We start from the raw sequence: 18,405 nt of genomic DNA, 5'->3' as shown, positions 1-18,405 counted from the left end.
CCGGAGGTCAGCGCAGGGGCCGGATCCCGGGCTCGGCCCCCTCTGCGGCACTCCGGTCAGCCCTCGCGGGCCGGGCCCGCACCGGCGCCGAGGCCGTGTTCGTGGGGGCCGGGGCCGGGGCCGGGCCGGAGAGCCTGGCGACCGGGGTGATGCGGGCGGCGCCGGATTTGAACAGCGGCTGCTTCGAGGCCGGATCCCAGGTGGTGGGCGTGAGTTCATTGGCTGCCCGGTGGTGACCGTCCCCGTCGGGGGCGTCCCAGTAGCCGTAGTGGAACGGCAGGAAGAGGACGCCCTCGCGGATTCCCGTGAGGCGGGCCTTGGCCCGGACGGTCCCTCGGCGCGTGGAAACCTGTGCGAGGTCCCCTTCCCCGATCCCGGCGGCCGCCGCATCGGCCTCGGAGACTTCGATCCACATGTCGGGCGCCGCGGAACGCAGTTCGGGTACGCGACCGGTGCGCGTGCGGGTGTGGAACTGGAAGAGGGTGCGGCCGGTGGTGAGCCACAGCGGGTAGTCCTCGTCGGGCCGCTCGGGCGGCGGGACGTACTCGGCGGTGCGCAGGACCGCCTTGCCGTCCGGATTCAGTGTCCGGTACGCCTCCTCGTCGAGCGGCGTACCCGTGAGGAGGTCGCGGCCGTAGCTCTCGCAGTCCTCGGGCCGGCTGCGGAAGTCGCCCCGGGTGTAGAGGCGCTCGGTTCCCTCCGGGTGTTCGGCGGTGCAGGGCCATTGGATGCCACCGCGCTCGCGGAGCAGGGCGTAGCTCAGTCCGCTGTAGTCGCAGGGACGGCCGCGGCTGCATTCCTTCCACGCCTCGAAGACCTCTTTGGGGCTCCGCCAGGGCAGGAGCGGTGCGTCCGAGGCGTCGCGCAGGTCCATGCGGCGGGCGAAGTCCAGGAAGATGTCGAGGTCGGGGCGGGCCTCGCCGGGCGGGTCGACCGCCTTGAGGGACAAGTGCACGGTGCGGTCGGTGTTGGTGAAGGTGCCGGTCTTCTCACCCCAGCCGGCCGCGGGCAACACCACGTCGGCGAACTCGGTCGTCTCGGTCGGGAAGAGGTCCTGGACGACGAGGAACAGCCGGTCCTGACCCAGCACGGTGCGCATGCGTTCCAGCTCCGGCAGGGAGACGGCCGGGTTGGTCCCGGACACCCACAGCATCCGCAGGGAGCCTTCCTCGGCGAGGCGGATGATCTGCATGAGGTGCGTGGGAGGCCCGTCGTGCGGGATGCGGTCGGGAGTGAGGTTCCAGACCTTCGCGAGTTCCTCGACGTGCCGGGGGTTGGCCCAGTTCCTGAAGCCGGGCAGATCTCCGTCGGCTCCGCATTCGCGGGTGTTCTGGGCGGTCGGCTGCCCGTTCATCTGCAGGACGCCACAGCCCGGCCGCCCGAGCATGCCGCGGATCAGGTGCAGGTTGTTGACCTGGACGGCGGCGGCGGTGGCCTGGTGGGACTGGTAGAAGCCCTGGAGGACCGTGGACAGCAGCCTGCCGGCCTGGCCGAGGAGGCGCGCCGCGGCGCGGATCTGCTCGGCGGGCACCCCGGTGGCCGCGGCAGCGGCCTCGGCCGGGAAGCCGGCCACGTGACGTTCGAGTCGGTCGAAACCGGCGACATGGGCCTCGATGTACGCGGAGTCGGTCCAGCCGCCCGCGATCACCTCGTGCAGGAGGCCGTTCATGAGGGCCAGATTGGTGCCGGGCCTCGGCTGAAGATGGATGGTGGCCGCCTCGGACACCGGACCCGGCCGGGGGTCCACACACAGCAGGACGGGCGGCTCTGACCCGGCGAGCCGGTCCAGGACCCGGCTTCACAGGACGCCCTGGGTCTCCGCCATGTTGTGGCCGAACAGCGCGATGGTGTCGGCGTGGTCGATGTCGGCGTACGACCCGGGCTGGCCGTCGCAGCCGAAGGACTCCTTGAGTGCCTCGGCGGCCGTCGACGTGCACAGCCGTGTGTTCCCGTCCAGGTGTTCGGTGCCCAGGCCGCCGCGTGCGACGAGGGCCAGGGCGTAGTACTCCTCCAGGAACAACTGACCGCTCGTGTAGAAGCCGATCGAGGCGGGGCCGGGCCCGTCGAGGAGCGCGCGCGTGCGGTCGGTGATGCGGGCCATCGCGGTGTCCCAGTCGGTTTCCCGCTGGACGCCGCCTTCCCGGACCAGCGGCCGGGTCAGGCGGTCCGGCGAGGCCATGGCCTGCCACCCGTACAGGTCCTTCGGGTCGAGACGGCCGCGGTTGACGCGGTCGCCCGCCACACCCCGGACGCCGACCAGCCGGCCGTCCCTGACGGCCAGCTCCATCGCGTCCCCGTTCGAGTGGAGGTTCGAGGCGGTCGGAACCCACCGGTCGACGCGCACGGCACCGTTCGCGTCGCCACCGGCGGGCCCGTCGGCGAAGTACGAGTCGACGCGTTCGGGCCAGGTTCCGCCCTGTCCGAACGGGGTGCGGCGCCCCCAGGGCTCGGCGATCCGGTCGGGGGGCGGCTCGGGGGAGTGCTCGGCGGGCGGCTCGGAGGGCTGGGCCCCCGAGCTCTCGTGGTCCGGTTCCTCTGCCATGGGGGGCGCCTGCCCCCGTTCCCGGGCCGCCATGCCTGCGCCTCCCCTGTGCGGCGCAGGCAGCCGTCCGGCCGGCCGCCACAGGCACCTGACCCTGGGTGAAAGGGCAGGTCAGACGACCCGCCGGGCCAACACCTGCCCCGGCCAGGCCCCCGACAGGAAACGATCGGCGGAGGTGAACGGCGGAAGCCTGGAGACTGTCGTCTGTCCGCGCGCACGGCCCCGTCTCACCGAGGAATCCCGCATGCATCAGCCGCCCGAGCCCTTCCGGCTCCTTCCCGGCGCCGCCACGTCGCCGGTGATCCTGCACGTGCCGCACTCCTCGCGCGTCATACCGGAGTCCGTCCGTGGCGGCATCGTGCTGGACGACCGGGCGCTCGAGCAGGAGCTGGACCACATCACGGACTCCCACACCGCCGACATCGCCGCGGCGGCAGCGGCCGGATCTGCCGTCACGCCCTGGCAGTTCGTCAACGGCCTGTCCCGTCTCGTCTTCGACCCAGAGCGTTTCCCGGACGAGCGCGAGGAGATGCTGGCCGTGGGCATGGGGGCGGTGTACACGCACACCACCCATCGGGAGCGCCTGCGTCCCGACGGCTTCGACGGCCGGTCCTTGATCGACCGCTGCTTCCACCCGTACGCGGACGCCATGACGCGGGCCGTGGGGGACCGGCTCGAGGCCGCCGGACGGGCCGTGATCATCGACGTGCACTCGTACCCGACGGAGCCCCTCCCGTACGAACTGCACGGGGGCGGGCTCCGGCCGCCGATCTGCCTGGGCACGGACCCCTTCCACACTCCGGCCGGACTCCTCGCCGTCGCGGAGAAGGCGTTCGCGGGCTTCGGCGGCACGGGACTCGACAGCCCCTTCGCCGGCACGTACGTACCGCTGAAGTACTACGGCAAGGACGACCGGGTCGGTGCGCTGATGGTCGAGATCCGCCGGGACACGTACATGACCGAGCCGGGCGGTCCCGCCGGACCCGGCCTCGTCGCGCTGGCGGCGGCCCTGGCGGGACTCGTGGGCGGCCTGCTCCCGTAGCCCCGTCACGAACACCCCTCGTTGCAGCCGCGTATTCGCGAATGCATCCGGAAGTCGTGTGTATGTGTGGATTGTTCGAAGAGTGTGGTCATTCTGCGGGGCCGAGGAGGAGGTCTCTTCGAGAAAGCTTGTTGGACGACGCTGACCGCCGGGGCGGCCTTGAATCAACTCCGTGAATCGGTCAGGGTTTCGAGCTGACCCCGGAGATCTTTCGGCTCCGGATGGTCACGCAACACGCTTTGACGCCCCACACGTCAACAAGAGGAGTGCCCTCTTCATGTCAACTCACAAGCATGCGCGGACCCGTTCGCGCGGCCTCCAGGTCTTTGCGGTGGCCACGGCAGTCGCCACCGCAACCGGTGTCTGCATGCTGTTGTCCCCCCTCGCCGGCGCGACCACTCCCGCCGAGGGAACGGTGTACGGGCTCGGCGCACCCGGAGCGCTGAGCGGCAGCTACATCGTCATCCTCGACCAGGACGCGGACAAACAGGCACTCGCCAAGAAGTACGGTGGCGAGCTGAAGCGCGCCTACACGTCCGCGGTCAACGGGTTCTCCACGGCAGGGCTTTCGGAGACCGACGCCAAGCGCCTTGCCGCCGACCCGGCGGTGGACAAGGTCGTACAGAACAAGAAGTTCTCCATCAACAGCACCCAGGACAACCCCCCGTCGTGGGGCCTCGACCGGATCGACCAGGCACAGACGGCGGGGGACGAGAAGTACACGTACCCCGACGCGGGCGGCGAGGGCGTCACGGCCTACGTCATCGACACCGGCGTGCGGATCACCCACAAGGACTTCGGCGGCCGGGCCGCGCACGGCTTCGACGCGGTGGACAACGACCAGAGCGCCGACGACGGCAACGGGCACGGCACGCACGTCGCCGGGACCATCGCGGGCACCTCCCACGGGGTGGCCAAGAAGGCCAAGGTCGTCGCGGTCCGTGTGCTCGACGACAGCGGTTCCGGCACCACCGAGCAGGTCGTGGCGGGCATCGACTGGGTGACGCAGCATCACAGCGGGCCCTCGGTGGCCAACATGAGTCTCGGCGGCGGCGCCGACGAGGCGCTGGACGAGGCGGTACGCCGGTCGATAGCCGCCGGCGTCACCTTCGCCGTCGCGGCGGGCAACGAGTCCACCGACGCCGGGCAGGGCTCTCCCTCCCGGGTCCCGGAGGCCGTCACGGTCGCCTCCAGTACGGCCGACGACTCGCAGTCCTCGTTCTCCAACTTCGGTTCGGTCGTGGACCTCTACGCGCCGGGCTCGGACATCACCTCCGACTGGAACGACAGTGACAGCGGCACGAAGACCATCTCCGGCACCTCGATGGCGACACCGCACGTGGTGGGAGCGGCCGCCCTCTACCTGGCCGGGCACAAGGGCGCGTCGCCCGCGCAGGTCGCACAGGCCCTGACCGCGCAGGCGACCCCGGGGAAGATCACCAACCCGGGCGGCGGAACCCCGAACAAGCTGCTGAAGGTGTCCGCGCAGTAGCGGGAGCCGCCCGAGACCGCGCCGGAGCCGCCGTACCCGAGGGGGGGTGCGACGGCCCCGGCGCCCTGTCGATGTCAGTTCACGGCCTCAGGGCGGCGGCGGCTTTCGCCGGTCACCTTTGACGCCGCCCGTCGGCGATTTCGGCGAGTCCGGCGACTCCGGCGAGTTCAACTGGCCCGCCCGTAGCGGACGTTTCTGCTCCAGATCCGCTCCAGCCGCACCCTGGTACCTGGGCGGGGTGCGTGCCAGATCTCGTCGTGGCCGGCGTAGATGCCCACGTGTTCCACGGTCGAGCCCCTCGGAAAGAACACCAGGTCACCCAATTCGCGTTTGTTCCGGGGAATGTGGGAGGTGTGCTCGTACTGCTGCTCGGCGGTTCGGGGCAGCTGTCTGCCGGCCTTTCCGAATGAATAGAGGGTCAGGCCCGAGCAGTCGAATTGTCTTGGTCCTGTTCCGCCGCGGACGTAAGGTGCGCCTTCCTTGGAGGCGGCCACGGCCACTGCCTTGACGCCGTACGACGAGGCTGCGTCGGCGGGTGACATGGGTCCGACCAGCGTGGTCGTCAGGAGGCAGAGCAGCAGCATGACGCGAGGCGGGCCGAATTCGGTGGCGCCGCGAACAAGTCGGTGAGCCTGTCGGGCCTTACGGGACTCGGATTCGGTCCTGGTGACGGACATCGTGATACCTCCGCGTTCGGGTGCGGCAACGGTCGATCGGACACGTATGAAGATCCTGCTTTCCCTCTCGTGCATTCCTGGCGCGTGACGGCCGACCAGTTTTCTCCGATGCCGCCCGAAATTCACTTCCGGAGACGGGGCTAGTTGTATCGGTTCTGTAACAAATTCGCGAACATATGCAAATCACCCGGCGAGTCTCGGTCGCGATGGCCAGAGGCGCGGGGGGAGACAGTTGACGCAGTTCCAGAACCAAGTCCCGTTCGCGGTGCGGTTGGACGCCGATGACCGGCGGGCACCTTCCGCGGCGGCGGTCCCCTCGCTCCGGGGTGCCCGGCGACGTCGTCGGCGAGCAGGCCATGGTGGCTCGTCCTTCCGGTGGCGGCCGGTCCGCTCCTCATCGCCCGGCTGCACCGACGGGCCGAGTTCCGCGCGGACGCCTACGCGGTGCGGCTGCCGAGGCGCCGCTGCGCAGCGTCGGGTTCGTCATGTCCCAGCAGATCCCGCCCAGCCCCCCGGGCGTACACACTCAGCGTGACGGGCCCGTCACGCCACGCGCCTTCCGGAAACCTGCACATCGTGTGCGTGACCGGGGCTGTCGGCCTCCTCCACCCCGCGGTATGACGGATATGTCCCGTCTGGTTGGTGGGGGTTGTGACCGTTTAGTTCTGTGTAAGCAGCGGACGGCCCGAATTTGTTACTCGATCTTGTGAAGAAGTCGTCACCATTCGGTGAATCAAGCTGCACGTCCGTCGTCAGAGGTGGCCATCCGCCCGTGATGGGGCGTCAACGGGATTGGGTGCGCAGCCCGTTCGCGTGCTTACATCTTGCGTATTGCGGCAGTCGAGAATGGCGGCCGAGTTACGGGCCGCCCAGCCCGCCGCAAGAAAGCATTCCTCCCCCCAATGAAAGGTGCGCATCATGCGTAACGACATCGAGACCCGTGAGATCGCCGACACCGAGCTGGACGCCGTCTCCGGTGGCCTCATCAGCGTGTCCGGTGGCCTCGTCGGCGCCGTGACCAGCGATGTCAGCGGCGTCGTGGGCGTCGTGGGCTCCCTCGGCACCGTGCAGGCCGCGCACGGCATCGTTTCCCACGTCCCCGGCCTCGTCACGGGCCTCACCGGCGTTTCGGTGAACACCGGTCGCGCCGGTCTCTGATCGGGATATCGCCATGAACCCCGGAGTTTCCCCCACGGCTCCGGGGTTCCTGGCTGCCCACGCGCCCGGCCGGTACGAATGCAGTTGAAGGAATAGCCCGTGCAGTTTCGCCAAAAGGCTCTTTCCAAGCTGCAATCGCCCGAAGAGCTCGACTTGCCCGTCCGCTTCGCGCGCCCGCAGGGGCGGCTCGTCCTTGCCGTCACGGTCATCGTCATGGCCGCCGCGAGCTTCTGGGCCTTCACCGGCACCGTGTCCTCCAAGCTGAGCGCACCCGGCATCCTCACCCAGGCCGAGGGCAGTTACGTCCTGCAGACCCCCGTCGCGGGACAGGTGACCGGAGTCCTCGCCGAGGAGGGCCAACTACTGGCCGCCGGCGCGCCCCTGCTCAACGTCCATACGGAGCAGGGGGACCGCCCCGTGCGCGTGGTGACCGCCGGGCGGTTGACGACACTGGTGGCCAAGGTGGGTTCGGTCGTCGCCACCGGTGCGGACGTGGCGACCGTGGAACGCGTGAAGAATCCGCAGGACCCGCTGGTGGCCATGCTGTACGTGCCGGGCGGCAGCGGCTCGGCGATCCCCGTCGGCGCCCCGGTGGACCTGAGCGTCCAGTCCGTCCCGCAGCAGCAGTTCGGCATGCTGCGCGGCCGCGTCAAGGCGGTGGGCCGCGCGCCCCAGACGGGGGCGCAGCTCAGCGGTTTCCTCGGCGACAGCGCGCTCGCCGAACAGTTCTCCCGCCACGGCAGCCCGGTCGCCGTGCTCGTCCAGCTCGAGCGCTCCTCCTCCACCAAGTCCGGCTACCGGTGGACCTCCGCGGACGGCCCCCCGTACGCCGTCGACTCCAGGACCCCGCTCACCGGCGCCGTCCACCTCGCCGCGCGGCGCCCCGTCGACTGGCTGCTGCCATGACCGCACCGCAGACCGCGCCGCAGCTCCCGCCCGCCGGACGCCGGCGCCACCGCCCCGAGCCCAAGGGCGGAGCCCGCCGCAGGCCCGCGCCCGCCCCCAGGGGCAGGACGCCCCGCCCCGTCCGCACCCCCACCGTGCTGCAGATGGAGGCGGTGGAGTGCGGCGCCGCGGCCCTGGCCATGGTTCTCGGCCACCACGGCCGCTTCGTCCCCCTCGAAGAACTGCGCATCGCGTGCGGCGTCTCCCGCGACGGCTCCCGCGCCAGCAACCTCCTCAAGGCCGCCCGTGGTTACGGGCTCAAGGCCAAGGGAATGCAGATGGACCTGGCCGCGCTCGCCGAGGTGAGCGCCCCGGCCGTCCTCTTCTGGGAGTTCAACCACTACGTCGTCTACGACGGCATGAGCCGCCGCCTCGGCCGCAGGGGCGTGTACGTCAACGACCCGGGCAAGGGACGCCGGTTCGTCCCCATGGACGAGTTCGACACCAGCTTCACCGGTGTCGTGCTCACCTTCGAACCCGGCGACGGCTTTCGCCGCGGTGGCCGCAAGCCGGGCGTCCTGGGCGCCATGCCGGCCCGCCTGCGGGGCACTTCGGGCACCATGGCCGCCGCCGTGATCTCCAGCCTCCTCCTGGTGGCCGTCGGAGCATCGGTGCCGGCCCTGAGCCGCACCTACATCGACATGTTCCTCATCGGGGAGCAGACGTCCCTGCTGGGTGTCCTGTTCGCCTCGATGGCCGTCGCCCTCGTCCTCACCGCGACCCTCACCGCGCTGCAGCAGGCCAATCTGCTGCGCGGGCGCATCATCTCCTCCACCCTCGGCAGTGCCCGCTTCTTCCGGCACCTGCTCAGACTTCCGGTCACCTTCTACGCCCAGCGCAACCCGGCCGACCTGGTCCAGCGCCTGCAGTCCAACGACGCGGTCGCCGAGACCCTCGCCCGGGACCTGGCAGCCGCGGGCGTGGACGCCGTCGTGGTCGTGCTCTACGCGGTGCTGCTGTGGACGTACGATCCACAGCTCACCCTCCTCGGCGTGGCTGTAGCGCTGCTCAACGTGGTGGCCATGCGAACCGTGATCCGGCTGAGGGCCACCGGTACCCAGAAGTTGCGCGCCGAGAGCGCCCGGCTGACCAACACGTCCTACAGCGGCCTCCAGCTCATCGAGACGATGAAGGCCACGGGCGGCGAAAACGGCTTCTTCCGCCGCTGGGCCGGACAGCACGCGGTCACCCTGGACGTACAGCAGCGGCTCGGCGTCCCCAGCGCGTGGCTGGCGATCGTCGCGCCCACGCTGGCGGCGTTCAACAGCGCGCTGATCCTGATGATCGGCGGCCTGCGGGCGGTGGAAGGGCACCTCACCGTGGGCCTGCTCGTCGCCTTCCAGGCCTTGGTGACCAGCTTCACCGCGCCGATCTCCCGGCTGGGCGGGGTCGCCGGAAGGATCCAGGACTTCGCGGCCGACATCGCCCGCCTCAAGGACGTCGAGAACTTTCCCGTCGACCCCGTGTACATGCGGCGCGAGCCCGCCGGCGGCACCCGACGACTCAAGGGCCACGTGGAACTGGACCACATCACCTTCGGCTACAGCCCACTGGACGCCCCGCTGCTCAAGGACTTCTCGCTCGCGGTCGGACCCGGGCAGCAGATCGCGCTCGTCGGCGGCTCCGGCAGTGGCAAGTCCACAGTCTCCCGGTTGATCTCCGGCCTCTACACCCCCTGGCAGGGGGCCATCCGCATCGACGGGATGCGGCTGGAGGACATCCCGCGCGGCGCGCTGGCCGCTTCCGTCTCCTTCGTCGACCAGGACGTCTTCCTCTTCGAAGGCACCGTCCGCGACAACGTCACGCTGTGGGACCCCTCCATCCCCGACGAGGCCGTCGTCGCCGCCCTCGAGGACGCCGCCGTGCACGACGTGGTCGCCCGCCGCCCCGGCGGCATCCACAGCCGCGTCGAGCAGGACGGCCGCAACTTCTCCGGAGGCCAGCGCCAGCGCCTGGAGATCGCACGGGCCCTGGTGCGCCGCCCCAGCGTCATGGTGCTCGACGAAGTGACCAGCGCCCTGGACGCGGTGACCGAGCAGGTCATCATCGACAACCTGCGGCGCCGCGGCTGTGCCTGTGTGGTCATCGCCCACCGGCTGAGCACGGTGCGCGACAGCGACGAGATCGTCGTGCTCGACCGGGGCACCGTCGTGGAACGCGGGCGGCACGAGCACCTGGTCGCCGCGCAGGGCCCGTACGCCGCATTGGTCAAGGAGTACTGAGGTGTCGCACGCGCACCACGCCCCCACTGTCACCACGCCCACCGTCACCACCCCCACCACCCCGACCGCCACCGTCGGCCAGTCCGGCGGGGTCCCGGACCCGGTGGTCGCGGCCTTGGGCGGACTGGGCTCGGCGGTCGACTGCACGGGCCTGCGCAGCCTGTCCCTGGAGGGCCCGCTCGTCCTGTGGCTCGTCGTACAGGGCGAATTGGACCTGTTCGCCGTCGACGCCGCGCAGGCCGGGCACTGGCACTTCCTGGGGCGGCTGGAGCCGGGCACCCTGCTGCTGGGCCCGGCCGAGGGCCCTGACCACACCCTGGTCGGCCGCCCCCTGCAGGGGTGCCGACTGCGCCGCATCGAACTGCGGGAGCTGTACCGCCCTGAGTACGGGGACCAGTTCCACGGCGACGGGTTCCACGGCGGACCGTGGTACACCGATCAGGGGCAGTACGGCGCCGCCGCCGCGGGACAACCGAGCCCCCTGGAGGACGCTTTCGCGCGCGGCGTCGGCCGCGGCCTGCGCGTGCTCTACCAGGCACCGCTGGACGGCAGCGCCACCACCGTGCACGGCGGAGCCGACGACGACATCCTGTGGATGCAGATCACCCCGGGCAGCGTGCAGTACGGCGCCGTGTACGAGACGGAGGCGGTGGGCACGCTCCTCGTCGACGCGGCGATGTGGCAGGGCATGGTCGACCAGCAGTACCGGCTGCTGTACGCCCTGGACGGCTGGATCGAACAGCTCGAGCGCGCGCACGAGGACCGTACGGCGGCCGGAATCGAGGCCGGCCAGGCAGCCCGTACCCAGGCGGACCGGACGCTGCTGGCGTCCATCTCCCGCTCAGGCCCGGATTCCCGCCGGACCGGACGCGCCGACGCGACCTTCGCCGTGTGCCGCCTGGTCGCCGAAGCGGGCCGCATCACCCTGTCCGAACCGGGCACGGCCGACGCCGCGTCCGAGCAGACGGATCCCGTCGAACGCATCGCGCTCGCCTCGCGGATCCGCACCCGCGTGGTCAGGCTCGGCGGGCGCTGGTGGCGGGAGAACACCGGCCCGCTGGTGGGCCGGCGGGAGCAGGACGCCGCGCCGGTCGCCCTGCTGTGGCGGCGCGGCGGCTACGAGGCGGTGGACCCCGCCACCGGCACGCGCGAGCGCATCGGGAAGACCAACGAGAGCGCCTTCGAACCGCGTGCCGTCATGCTGTACCGCCCCCTGCCCGAAGGGCGGGTGGGCCTGCCGGCGCTGCTCCGCTTCAGCGTGCGCGGCACCCTTCCGGAGCTGCGCAGCGTCATCCTGGGCGGGCTGGTCGCCGTGGTCCTGGGGGCACTGGTGCCGATCGCCACCGGCCAGGTCCTCGGCCGGTACGTTCCGCAGGCCGAGAACGGCCTCATCGTCCAGACCGGTCTGGCACTGGTCGCGACCGGCATCGTCTCGGCCGCCTTCATGCTGCTGCAGAACACCTCCCTCCTGCGCATGGAGGGCCGTATCGAAGCCACCTTGCAGCCGGCGGTGTGGGACAGGCTGCTGCGGCTTCCGACCAAGTTCTTCGCCGGCCGCTCCACCGGCGAACTGGCCGGCGCGGCGATGGGCATCAGCGCGATGCGCCGCGTGCTGTCCGGCATCGGCCCGGTCTGCGTACAGGCGGGCGCGGTCGGCGCGATGAACCTCGTACTGCTGCTCCTCTACAGCGTGCCGCTGGCGATGGCGGCGCTCGCCATGCTGGTCGTCATCGCGGCGGTCTTCCTGGGCCTGGGGCTGTGGCAGCTGCGCTACCAGCGCCGGTTGATCAAGCTCGGCCACCGGCTCAACAACCAGGCCTTCCAGACCCTGCGCGGCCTGCCCAAGCTCCGCGTCGCCGCGGCCGAGAGCTTCGCGTACGCCGCTTGGGCGCGGGAGTTCGCCCGTACCCGCGACCTGCAGCAGCGCATCGGCCGGATACAGAACGTCATCACGGTCCTGGGCGCCGTCTACCTGCCGCTGTGCACCCTGGTGATGTTCATGCTGCTGGCCGGACCCGCCCGCGGCGCCATGTCCGCCAGTGAGTTCCTCACCTTCAGCACCGCGCTGACGATGCTGCTGTCGTCGGTCACGCAGCTGACCGGTGCGCTCATCTCGGCCGTCGCGGTGCTGCCGATGTTCGAGCAGATCAAGCCGGTCCTGCAGGAGACTCCCGAGGTGGGCCGCTCCAGTACCCGGCCGGGCGAGCTGACCGGAGCCATCGCGGCCAGGAACCTGTCCTACCGCTATGCCGACGACGGCCCGCTCGTGCTCGACGACGTCAGCTTCCGCATCGGGCAGGGCGAATTCGTCGCGATCGTCGGGGCCAGCGGCTGCGGCAAGTCGACCCTGCTGCGGCTGCTCATCGGCTTCGACAAACCCGCTGACGGCAGCGTGCTGTACGACGGTCAGGACCTGGCCGCGCTCGACCAGGCGGCCGTGCGCCGTCAGTGCGGCGTCGTCCTGCAGAACGCCCAGCCCTTCAGCGGCTCGATCTTCGACTGCATCCGCGGCGCCGGCGCGTTCTCGCTCGAGGAGGCGTGGGAAGCCGCCGGGATGGCGGGCCTGGCACAGGACATCAAGGCCATGCCGATGGGGATGCACACCATGCTGTCCGACGGTGGCGGCACCGTCTCGGGCGGCCAGCGCCAACGGCTCGTGATCGCCCAGGCACTGATCCGCAAGCCGCGCATCCTGTTCTTCGACGAGGCCACCAGCGCCCTGGACAACGAGGCCCAGCGCGTGGTCATCGAGTCCACCCGCACCCTGCGCGCCACCCGCATCGTGATCGCCCACCGCCTCTCCACGATCATGGACGCCGACCGTGTGCTCGTCATGTCGGACGGCCGGATCGTCCAGCAGGGCCCACCCGCCGAACTGCTCGCCGACCCGGCCGGCCTCTTCCACGACCTGGTCCGCCGCCAGCTGCGCTGACGCGCCGTGAACACGGTCCGGGACTTCAAAGACGGACGTGCTGGAAAGCGTCCGTGAACGCCTTCCAGCACGTCGTCGTCACGCGCAATTCGTCACCGGGGCGACGTCACTTGCCGTAGTACGCGTTGTGGATCGTCAGGGTCGACTTGTTGCCCTGCTTGTCCGTGACATCGGCGAGGAACGAGATGGCCTTGTCCTTCGCCGGGTTCTTCACGGAGATCTTGCCGTGCTCGACCTTCACGAGCTGCCAGGTCTTCCCGTCGTCATAACTCACGGACACGGTGAGCGACTTGAGATTCTTCCCGGCCGCCGAGCCCTGCACGGTCACCGGGATCTGGACCGACCTGCCCCCCGGGGCGCGCGAGGCGAGGTCGACGGGGGCCGCGAAGCGGACCGTGGACACCGGCAGCGCCGTGGTGGCGGCGACCTGCTTGGAGCGGAACGTGAAGCTGGTGTCGATGCGGGTGGAGGCTGCGGCGACCTTCTCCGAGCGCTCGACCGAGGTCGTCAGCCGGTACTCGGCGTCGGTGGCATCGACCGTGAAGGGCTGCTCGCCGCTCAGCGGGTCGTCGTTCTCGCCGACCTTGACGCCGTCGCGGTACAGCGTCGACGTGGCCGAGGTGTATTTCGAGCGGCCCATGTGGCCCTTGCCGTCGGCGAACAGCGGCAGGGCGCCGATGAGCTGCTGCTCGCCCGTGGCCGGGTCGGGCGCGGTGCGGAAGACGCCCGTCTTCTCGCCCAGAAGCGGGCCGAAGACGCCGGTGTTGAAGGTCTCCTGGTACGTCCTGCCGGCCTCGTAGCGCTTCGGCTCGGTCATCTCGTAGGCGCCCTCGAAGGCCGGGTAGCCCCACTTGTCAGGCTCGCCGAACTGATCGGATTTGGTCAGCCACTTGACGCCGTCGGCAGTGGAGACGTAGAAGGTGCGGGTTCCCGGCGTCGCCTGCGGTGCCGAGAACCCGTTGCCCTCCGGCGCACCCGGCAGATGGGCGAACGGGGAGGTGAGAGTGGTCTTCCCGGGAGCGGAGGCGCCGACGCCGACCTTGAGCGTCGCCAGCTCGTTCGCCTTCACGCGCTTGGTGTAGCCGGTCGCGACCTTCTGCGTCTTGCCGCCGAAGGCCACCGAGTACTGAGCGGTGTCACCCTTGAGGAAGTGCGCGTCCCAAGTCTGCAGCAACGAGCCGTCGGTGACGGCCGGACCCATGTGGGCGGTGCGGAAGTTGGTGAAACCTCTGAGGACCCACCCGTTGCCGACGCGGCCGATGTCGGTCGCGAGCTCGTAGTACGTGCCCCCGTAGTCCGCCGTGTCGAGGCCGGGGACGGTGATGTCCACCGGCTTGGTGGTGCGCGCGTCGGAGGTGACCGTGGTGTCGCCCGAGATGTTCAGCTTCGGCTGCGCGATCCAGTCGGTGCCCTTGGCGAGGTCCGACGGGTCCTGGTAGACGGCCGTGTTGAGCGTGTACGAGCCCTTCGGCACACGGATCTTGTGCGTGCCCGGCTCGTTGTCGATGCGGACCTGGAAGCCCTTGCCGGAGCCGGCGACACCGATCAGGGTGCTGGTGAAGTTCCGGGCGTCGGCGCCGTCGCGGTCGACGGCCCTGAGCGTGAGGTCGTAGGACTCCGCCTCGCGGACGGCCACCGCGGCCGTACGGACGGACTGGCCCGCGCCGGAGGCGGTGACGTAGCCCGTGTAGGTGCCGTCGGCGTCGCCGATCCTGGTGTCGGCGGTCAGGTCGACTTCGGCCCTGCCGCCGGCGGGCACGGTCACCTTGGTGGCGCCGAGCGCGAAGAATCCCGCCGGCGCCGGCTTGCCCGCCGGGTCCAGCGCGGACACCGACAGGTCAAGGGTGACGTCGCTCGCCCCGAGGTTGCGGTAACCGACCTTCTTGGTGAGGAGCTGGTCGTCGGGGTGCGGCCACCGCGCGGTACCGAAGCTCAGCGAGACCGGATCGGCGATCACGCTCTGCGCCAGCGCCTTGTCGACCTGGATGCGGCCCGAGCCCTGCTGGAAGGCGGTGTAGTCGCCGCCCTTGGCGGACGCGGTCAGCGCGCCCTTGAGCTCGGCGGACTTCCAGTCCGGATGCTGCTGCTTGAGGATCGCCGCCGCGCCCGCCGCGTGGGGCGTGGCCATGGAGGTGCCGTCGATCTGCAGGTAACCGGGGGCCGGGTGCGGTGTACCGGGGCGGGTGTCGATCTCGCTGCCGGGGGCGGCGGCCGCGGTGATGGCGACTCCGGGCGCGGTCACGTCCGGCTTGACGGCGCCGTCGCCGATGCGCGGGCCGATGCTGGAGAAGGACGCCAGCTTGTCGTCCTTGTCGACGGCGCCGACGGTCAGCGCCGCGTCCGCACTGCCCGGCGAGCCCACCGTCGAGTCACCGTTCTCGCCGTCGTTGCCCGCCGCGATGGCGAACAGGATCCCCTTCTCCGCGGACAGCTTGTCGACCGTCGCCTCCAACGGATCGACGCCGGGGGAGTCCGGGCCGCCGAGACTGAGGTTGATCACGTCCGCGCCCTCGGCGGCGGCCCACTCCATGCCCGCGATGATGCCGGAGTCGTCCCCGGCTCCCTCGTCGTTCAGCACCTTGCCGCTGATGACCTTGGCGCCGGGGGCGACACCCTTGAACCTGCCGCCCGACGTGGCGCCGGTACCGGCGGCGATCGAGGCGACGTGCGTGCCGTGTCCGACGCGGTCCGCGGTGTCGGGGGAGGCGGAGAAGTTCTTCTCACCGATGACCTGGGTCTTGAGGTCGTCGTGGGTCTTGTCGACGCCGGTGTCGAGGACGGCGATCTTGACGCCCTGGCCGTCGTACCCGGCCCCCCACGCCTTGTCGGCGCCGATCTGCCTGACGCTGCGGTCCAGGCTCGCTTTGCGGACCCCGTCCAGCCACACCTTGCCGATGCCGGAGGCGGTGGCGCGCACGCCGCTCTTCTGCTGGTCGGTCAGCGCCTCCCACACCTGCGCGACGTCGTCCTGCGACGTACGGATGGCGTCGGCGTTGATGGTGGGGAAGGTGCGCCGCACCTGGGTGTCACCGGCCGAACGCACCTCGCTCCGTGCGGCACCGGCGCCCTCGTCGTACTGCACGATCAGCTTGAGCCCGTCGCGATGGCTCTCGCGCAGCAGCGGGTTGGTGAGCTCGTTGACGTCGAAGAGCCGCTGGTCCAGCTTGCCCGTGGCGATCAGGCGCTGCGCGTCGCTCGGCACCACCAACGTGTGGTCCTTGATGCGCTGCACCTGTACGGGTATGCGCTCACGGCCCTTGGCGGCCTCGAAGTTCACCACCTGGCCCTTGGTGCCGACCACCACGCGGTCGCCCGTGATGAGCCGGATGCGCTGGTCGCCGTCTGGGCGTGTGGTGGTCGGTGTGGTCCTCGTGTTCGCAGCGATCGCCGTCGCGGGGCCGGTCATGCCGGCCACGAGGACCACCGATGTGGCCGCTGCGATGGTGAAGGCGCGTGGTCTCGTCACATGTGCGCGCAAGTCTCCCCCAGGAGCTTGGGATGAAGGCGAGTGGTCGTCTCCGACCATGGGCGAAACGGCGCCCGCCGCCGGTCAGCGCAGTATGTGATGTGAGGGATATGTGATCAACGGTGGTGCAGGTGTGAAGAATTGAGGCGTGTGATTTCAAGACATCTTTGAAACTGCCGGGTGGAGGGCTTGGCGAGACAGGCGGCGGCCCCGAGTGTCCGCGCGTTCGCGGCGACCGCACATTCACGGACGGAGCGTGCCCTTCCAATTGGCTGTATCCGTACCCCACATGGAACCTGTTGCCGTCCGGGCACGGGAGCGCCACCGGGTAGCCGGTCCGGCTTGCCAGGTTCAGAGGGTGAGAAGGCTGCGCAACGCGAGGCTGACGCCCACGCCGAGGACGGCGAGAGCGGTGAGGACCGTCGCGTAGCGGGTGTAACGGCGCAGGGAGGGCAGGCGGCGTTCGCCGAGAGCGGCGAATCTGCTTCCGCCGCCGGAGAGCAGCAAACCGGCCGCGGTCAGGGTGAGGGCCATCCCGAGGCCGTAGCCGACGACGAGCAGCACGCCGAAGAACGTCCGGCTCAGCGCGATGGCGCCCAGCAGGACGACGAGGGCCGACGGGCTGGGCACCAGACCAGCCGCGAGCCCTACGCCCAGGAGCGCGGGGAGGCCGGTGCGGCGCGGCCTCTTGCCCTCACGGGAGTCGTTCTCGTGCGTGTGGTGGCCGTGGTCGCCGTGGTCATGACGGTGACCCTGCGCGTGCGTGTGCGCGTGCGTGTGTTCCGGTGTCTCTCCGGGTGCGTCCCCATGGCTGTGCCCGTGGTGCCAGTGTGACGGGGGCCGTCCCGTCCGTAAGGCCCGTACCGCCGTCACCGCGAGTACCGTTCCCAGCGCCGCGATCATGGCACCGCTGATCGCCCCCAGCCATGCCAGCAGTTGCTCCCCGACGAATCCGCCGCCCGCGGTGAGGATCAGGCCCATGGCCAGAACCCCGGCGGTGTGGGTGGCCGTCACCGTCGTCCCGACCGCGAGAGCGGCGCGTACGCCGCCTTCCCGGCGGGCCAGGCAGGCGGCGACGGCGAGTTTGGCGTGCCCGGGCAGTGCCGCGTGGCCCGCGCCCAGGAGCAGCGTCAGCAGGACGGCGAGGAGACCCACGGGCAAGGTGAGGTCCCGGCCCGCGGTCAGGCCGGTGAGCCGGTGCTCCAGCGCCGGAAAGAGCACGGTGCCGCGGTCCAAGGCCCGGGCTGCCGGTACCCCGTCGGGTTTCCCCGGCCCCGGGGCGCCGGGAGCGGCCCCGTCCACCCCCGGACGCGTACGCAGCTCCGCCCCGGCCACAGCGAGCGGCTGTTCGTCCCCGTCCCGCGGGTAGCGGCGCAGGACGTCGCTCGGGCTCTTCGAGGGAACCGAAGACTCGGCCAGCCGTACGCGGTCGCCCGGGACAGCGGTGATCTCCTTCCAGCCGGCACGTGCCACATCCGCCCCCGAGGCGAAGGAGACGTCAGCGGGCCGGGAGAGATCGGCAGCAGCCCGCAGGGCGCAGGTCAGCCGGGCGACGGGCACTCCCGCCGCCCCTTTCCCGTACGTCAGGGTGGAGCGGCCCACCTTCCAGGCGATGCGCTCGCCGCCCACCGAAATCCGGGTGCGGCCGGCGAGTCGGGCGCACCGCTCGGCTGCCCGGTCCGCCGCTTCCGCAGGTGAAACCGTCCCGTCGCGGTCGGCATCCGTCGCTTCCTCGTCCTGCGCGGTGGGAATCTCCGCACTGTCGACGACGGCGGTGTCCTCGATCCGGTCGTGCGACAAGCGCAGTCCGTCGTAGTGGTTGACGCTGAAGTTGCCCAGCGGGTGGGCTTGGGCCGTCGGCACCGCGATCAGGCCGAACAGCATCAGCAGGGGCGCCGCGACGACCGCCGCACGGCAAGGAAGCTTCAT

Annotated in this window: 9 protein-coding genes and 1 pseudogene; 6 read left to right on the top strand and 4 right to left on the bottom strand. The window is 70.7% G+C overall.

The genetic code is table 11. The annotated features are described in order from the left end of the window. Positions 1-7: 7 nt before the first annotated feature. Positions 8-2,455 (bottom strand): annotated as a pseudogene (locus tag ACFWBF_RS05285) (molybdopterin oxidoreductase family protein). 331 nt (positions 2,456-2,786) lie between these two features. Here ACFWBF_RS05285 and ACFWBF_RS05280 point away from each other — a divergent pair. After that, positions 2,787-3,584, top strand: coding sequence for an N-formylglutamate amidohydrolase (locus tag ACFWBF_RS05280; RefSeq protein ID WP_385595473.1), 798 nt, complete (start codon positions 2,787-2,789; stop codon positions 3,582-3,584). A gap of 277 nt (positions 3,585-3,861) precedes the next feature. Beyond that, positions 3,862-5,076 (top strand): S8 family peptidase, encoded by a 1,215-nt coding sequence (locus ACFWBF_RS05275; protein ID WP_385595470.1) that lies wholly within the window; start codon positions 3,862-3,864, stop codon positions 5,074-5,076. A 167-nt stretch (positions 5,077-5,243) separates the two neighbouring features. Here ACFWBF_RS05275 and ACFWBF_RS05270 read toward each other — a convergent pair whose 3' ends face one another. After that, complete coding sequence (locus tag ACFWBF_RS05270; RefSeq protein WP_385595467.1) at positions 5,244-5,660, bottom strand: C40 family peptidase; 417 nt, start codon at positions 5,658-5,660, stop codon at positions 5,244-5,246. Between the two features lie 1,011 nt (positions 5,661-6,671). Between ACFWBF_RS05270 and ACFWBF_RS05265 the strand changes: the two genes are divergently transcribed. The 4 genes from ACFWBF_RS05265 to ACFWBF_RS05250 all read left to right on the top strand — a co-directional run bounded on the left by ACFWBF_RS05265 (position 6,672) and on the right by ACFWBF_RS05250 (position 13,010). Further along, positions 6,672-6,911 (top strand): hypothetical protein, encoded by a 240-nt coding sequence (locus ACFWBF_RS05265; RefSeq protein WP_385595464.1) that lies wholly within the window; start codon positions 6,672-6,674, stop codon positions 6,909-6,911. Positions 6,912-7,010: 99 nt separating this feature from the next. Continuing rightward, positions 7,011-7,817, top strand: a complete 807-nt coding sequence (locus tag ACFWBF_RS05260; RefSeq protein ID WP_385595461.1) for a hypothetical protein — start codon at positions 7,011-7,013, stop codon at positions 7,815-7,817. Continuing rightward, a complete protein-coding gene (locus tag ACFWBF_RS05255) occupies positions 7,814-10,078 on the top strand; it encodes an NHLP family bacteriocin export ABC transporter peptidase/permease/ATPase subunit (protein WP_385595457.1) in 2,265 nt (754 codons plus the stop codon). The genes ACFWBF_RS05260 and ACFWBF_RS05255 overlap by 4 nt, the downstream gene beginning before the upstream one ends. Before the next feature lie 103 nt (positions 10,079-10,181). Then, positions 10,182-13,010 carry an NHLP bacteriocin export ABC transporter permease/ATPase subunit gene (locus ACFWBF_RS05250; protein WP_385595722.1) on the top strand — a complete coding sequence of 943 codons (2,829 nt, stop codon included), beginning with the start codon at positions 10,182-10,184 and terminating at the stop codon, positions 13,008-13,010. Between the two features lie 106 nt (positions 13,011-13,116). Here ACFWBF_RS05250 and ACFWBF_RS05245 read toward each other — a convergent pair whose 3' ends face one another. Continuing rightward, the gene (locus ACFWBF_RS05245; RefSeq protein WP_385595454.1) at positions 13,117-16,476 is read right to left on the bottom strand and encodes a S8 family serine peptidase; all 3,360 of its coding nucleotides are present in this window, start codon (positions 16,474-16,476) and stop codon (positions 13,117-13,119) included. Between the two features lie 351 nt (positions 16,477-16,827). Continuing rightward, positions 16,828-18,405, bottom strand: a complete 1,578-nt coding sequence (locus ACFWBF_RS05240; RefSeq protein WP_385595451.1) for a nickel transporter — start codon at positions 18,403-18,405, stop codon at positions 16,828-16,830.

Source organism: Streptomyces sp. NPDC060028, from assembly GCF_042736725.1.
GTDB lineage: Bacteria > Actinomycetota > Actinomycetes > Streptomycetales > Streptomycetaceae > Streptomyces.
This window is presented reverse-complemented; position numbering and strand designations above follow the sequence as displayed.

Excerpts from the sequence above, each read along its gene's own strand:
- ACFWBF_RS05280 (WP_385595473.1), top strand. The coding sequence starts at position 2,787 with ATGCATCAGCCGCCCGAGCCCTTCCGGCTCCTTCCCGGCGCCGCCACG.
- ACFWBF_RS05240 (WP_385595451.1), bottom strand. The coding sequence starts at position 18,405 with ATGAAGCTTCCTTGCCGTGCGGCGGTCGTCGCGGCGCCCCTGCTGATG.
- ACFWBF_RS05270 (WP_385595467.1), bottom strand. The coding sequence starts at position 5,660 with ATGCTGCTGCTCTGCCTCCTGACGACCACGCTGGTCGGACCCATGTCA.
- ACFWBF_RS05275 (WP_385595470.1), top strand. The coding sequence starts at position 3,862 with ATGTCAACTCACAAGCATGCGCGGACCCGTTCGCGCGGCCTCCAGGTC.
- ACFWBF_RS05265 (WP_385595464.1), top strand. The coding sequence starts at position 6,672 with ATGCGTAACGACATCGAGACCCGTGAGATCGCCGACACCGAGCTGGAC.
- ACFWBF_RS05255 (WP_385595457.1), top strand. The coding sequence starts at position 7,814 with ATGACCGCACCGCAGACCGCGCCGCAGCTCCCGCCCGCCGGACGCCGG.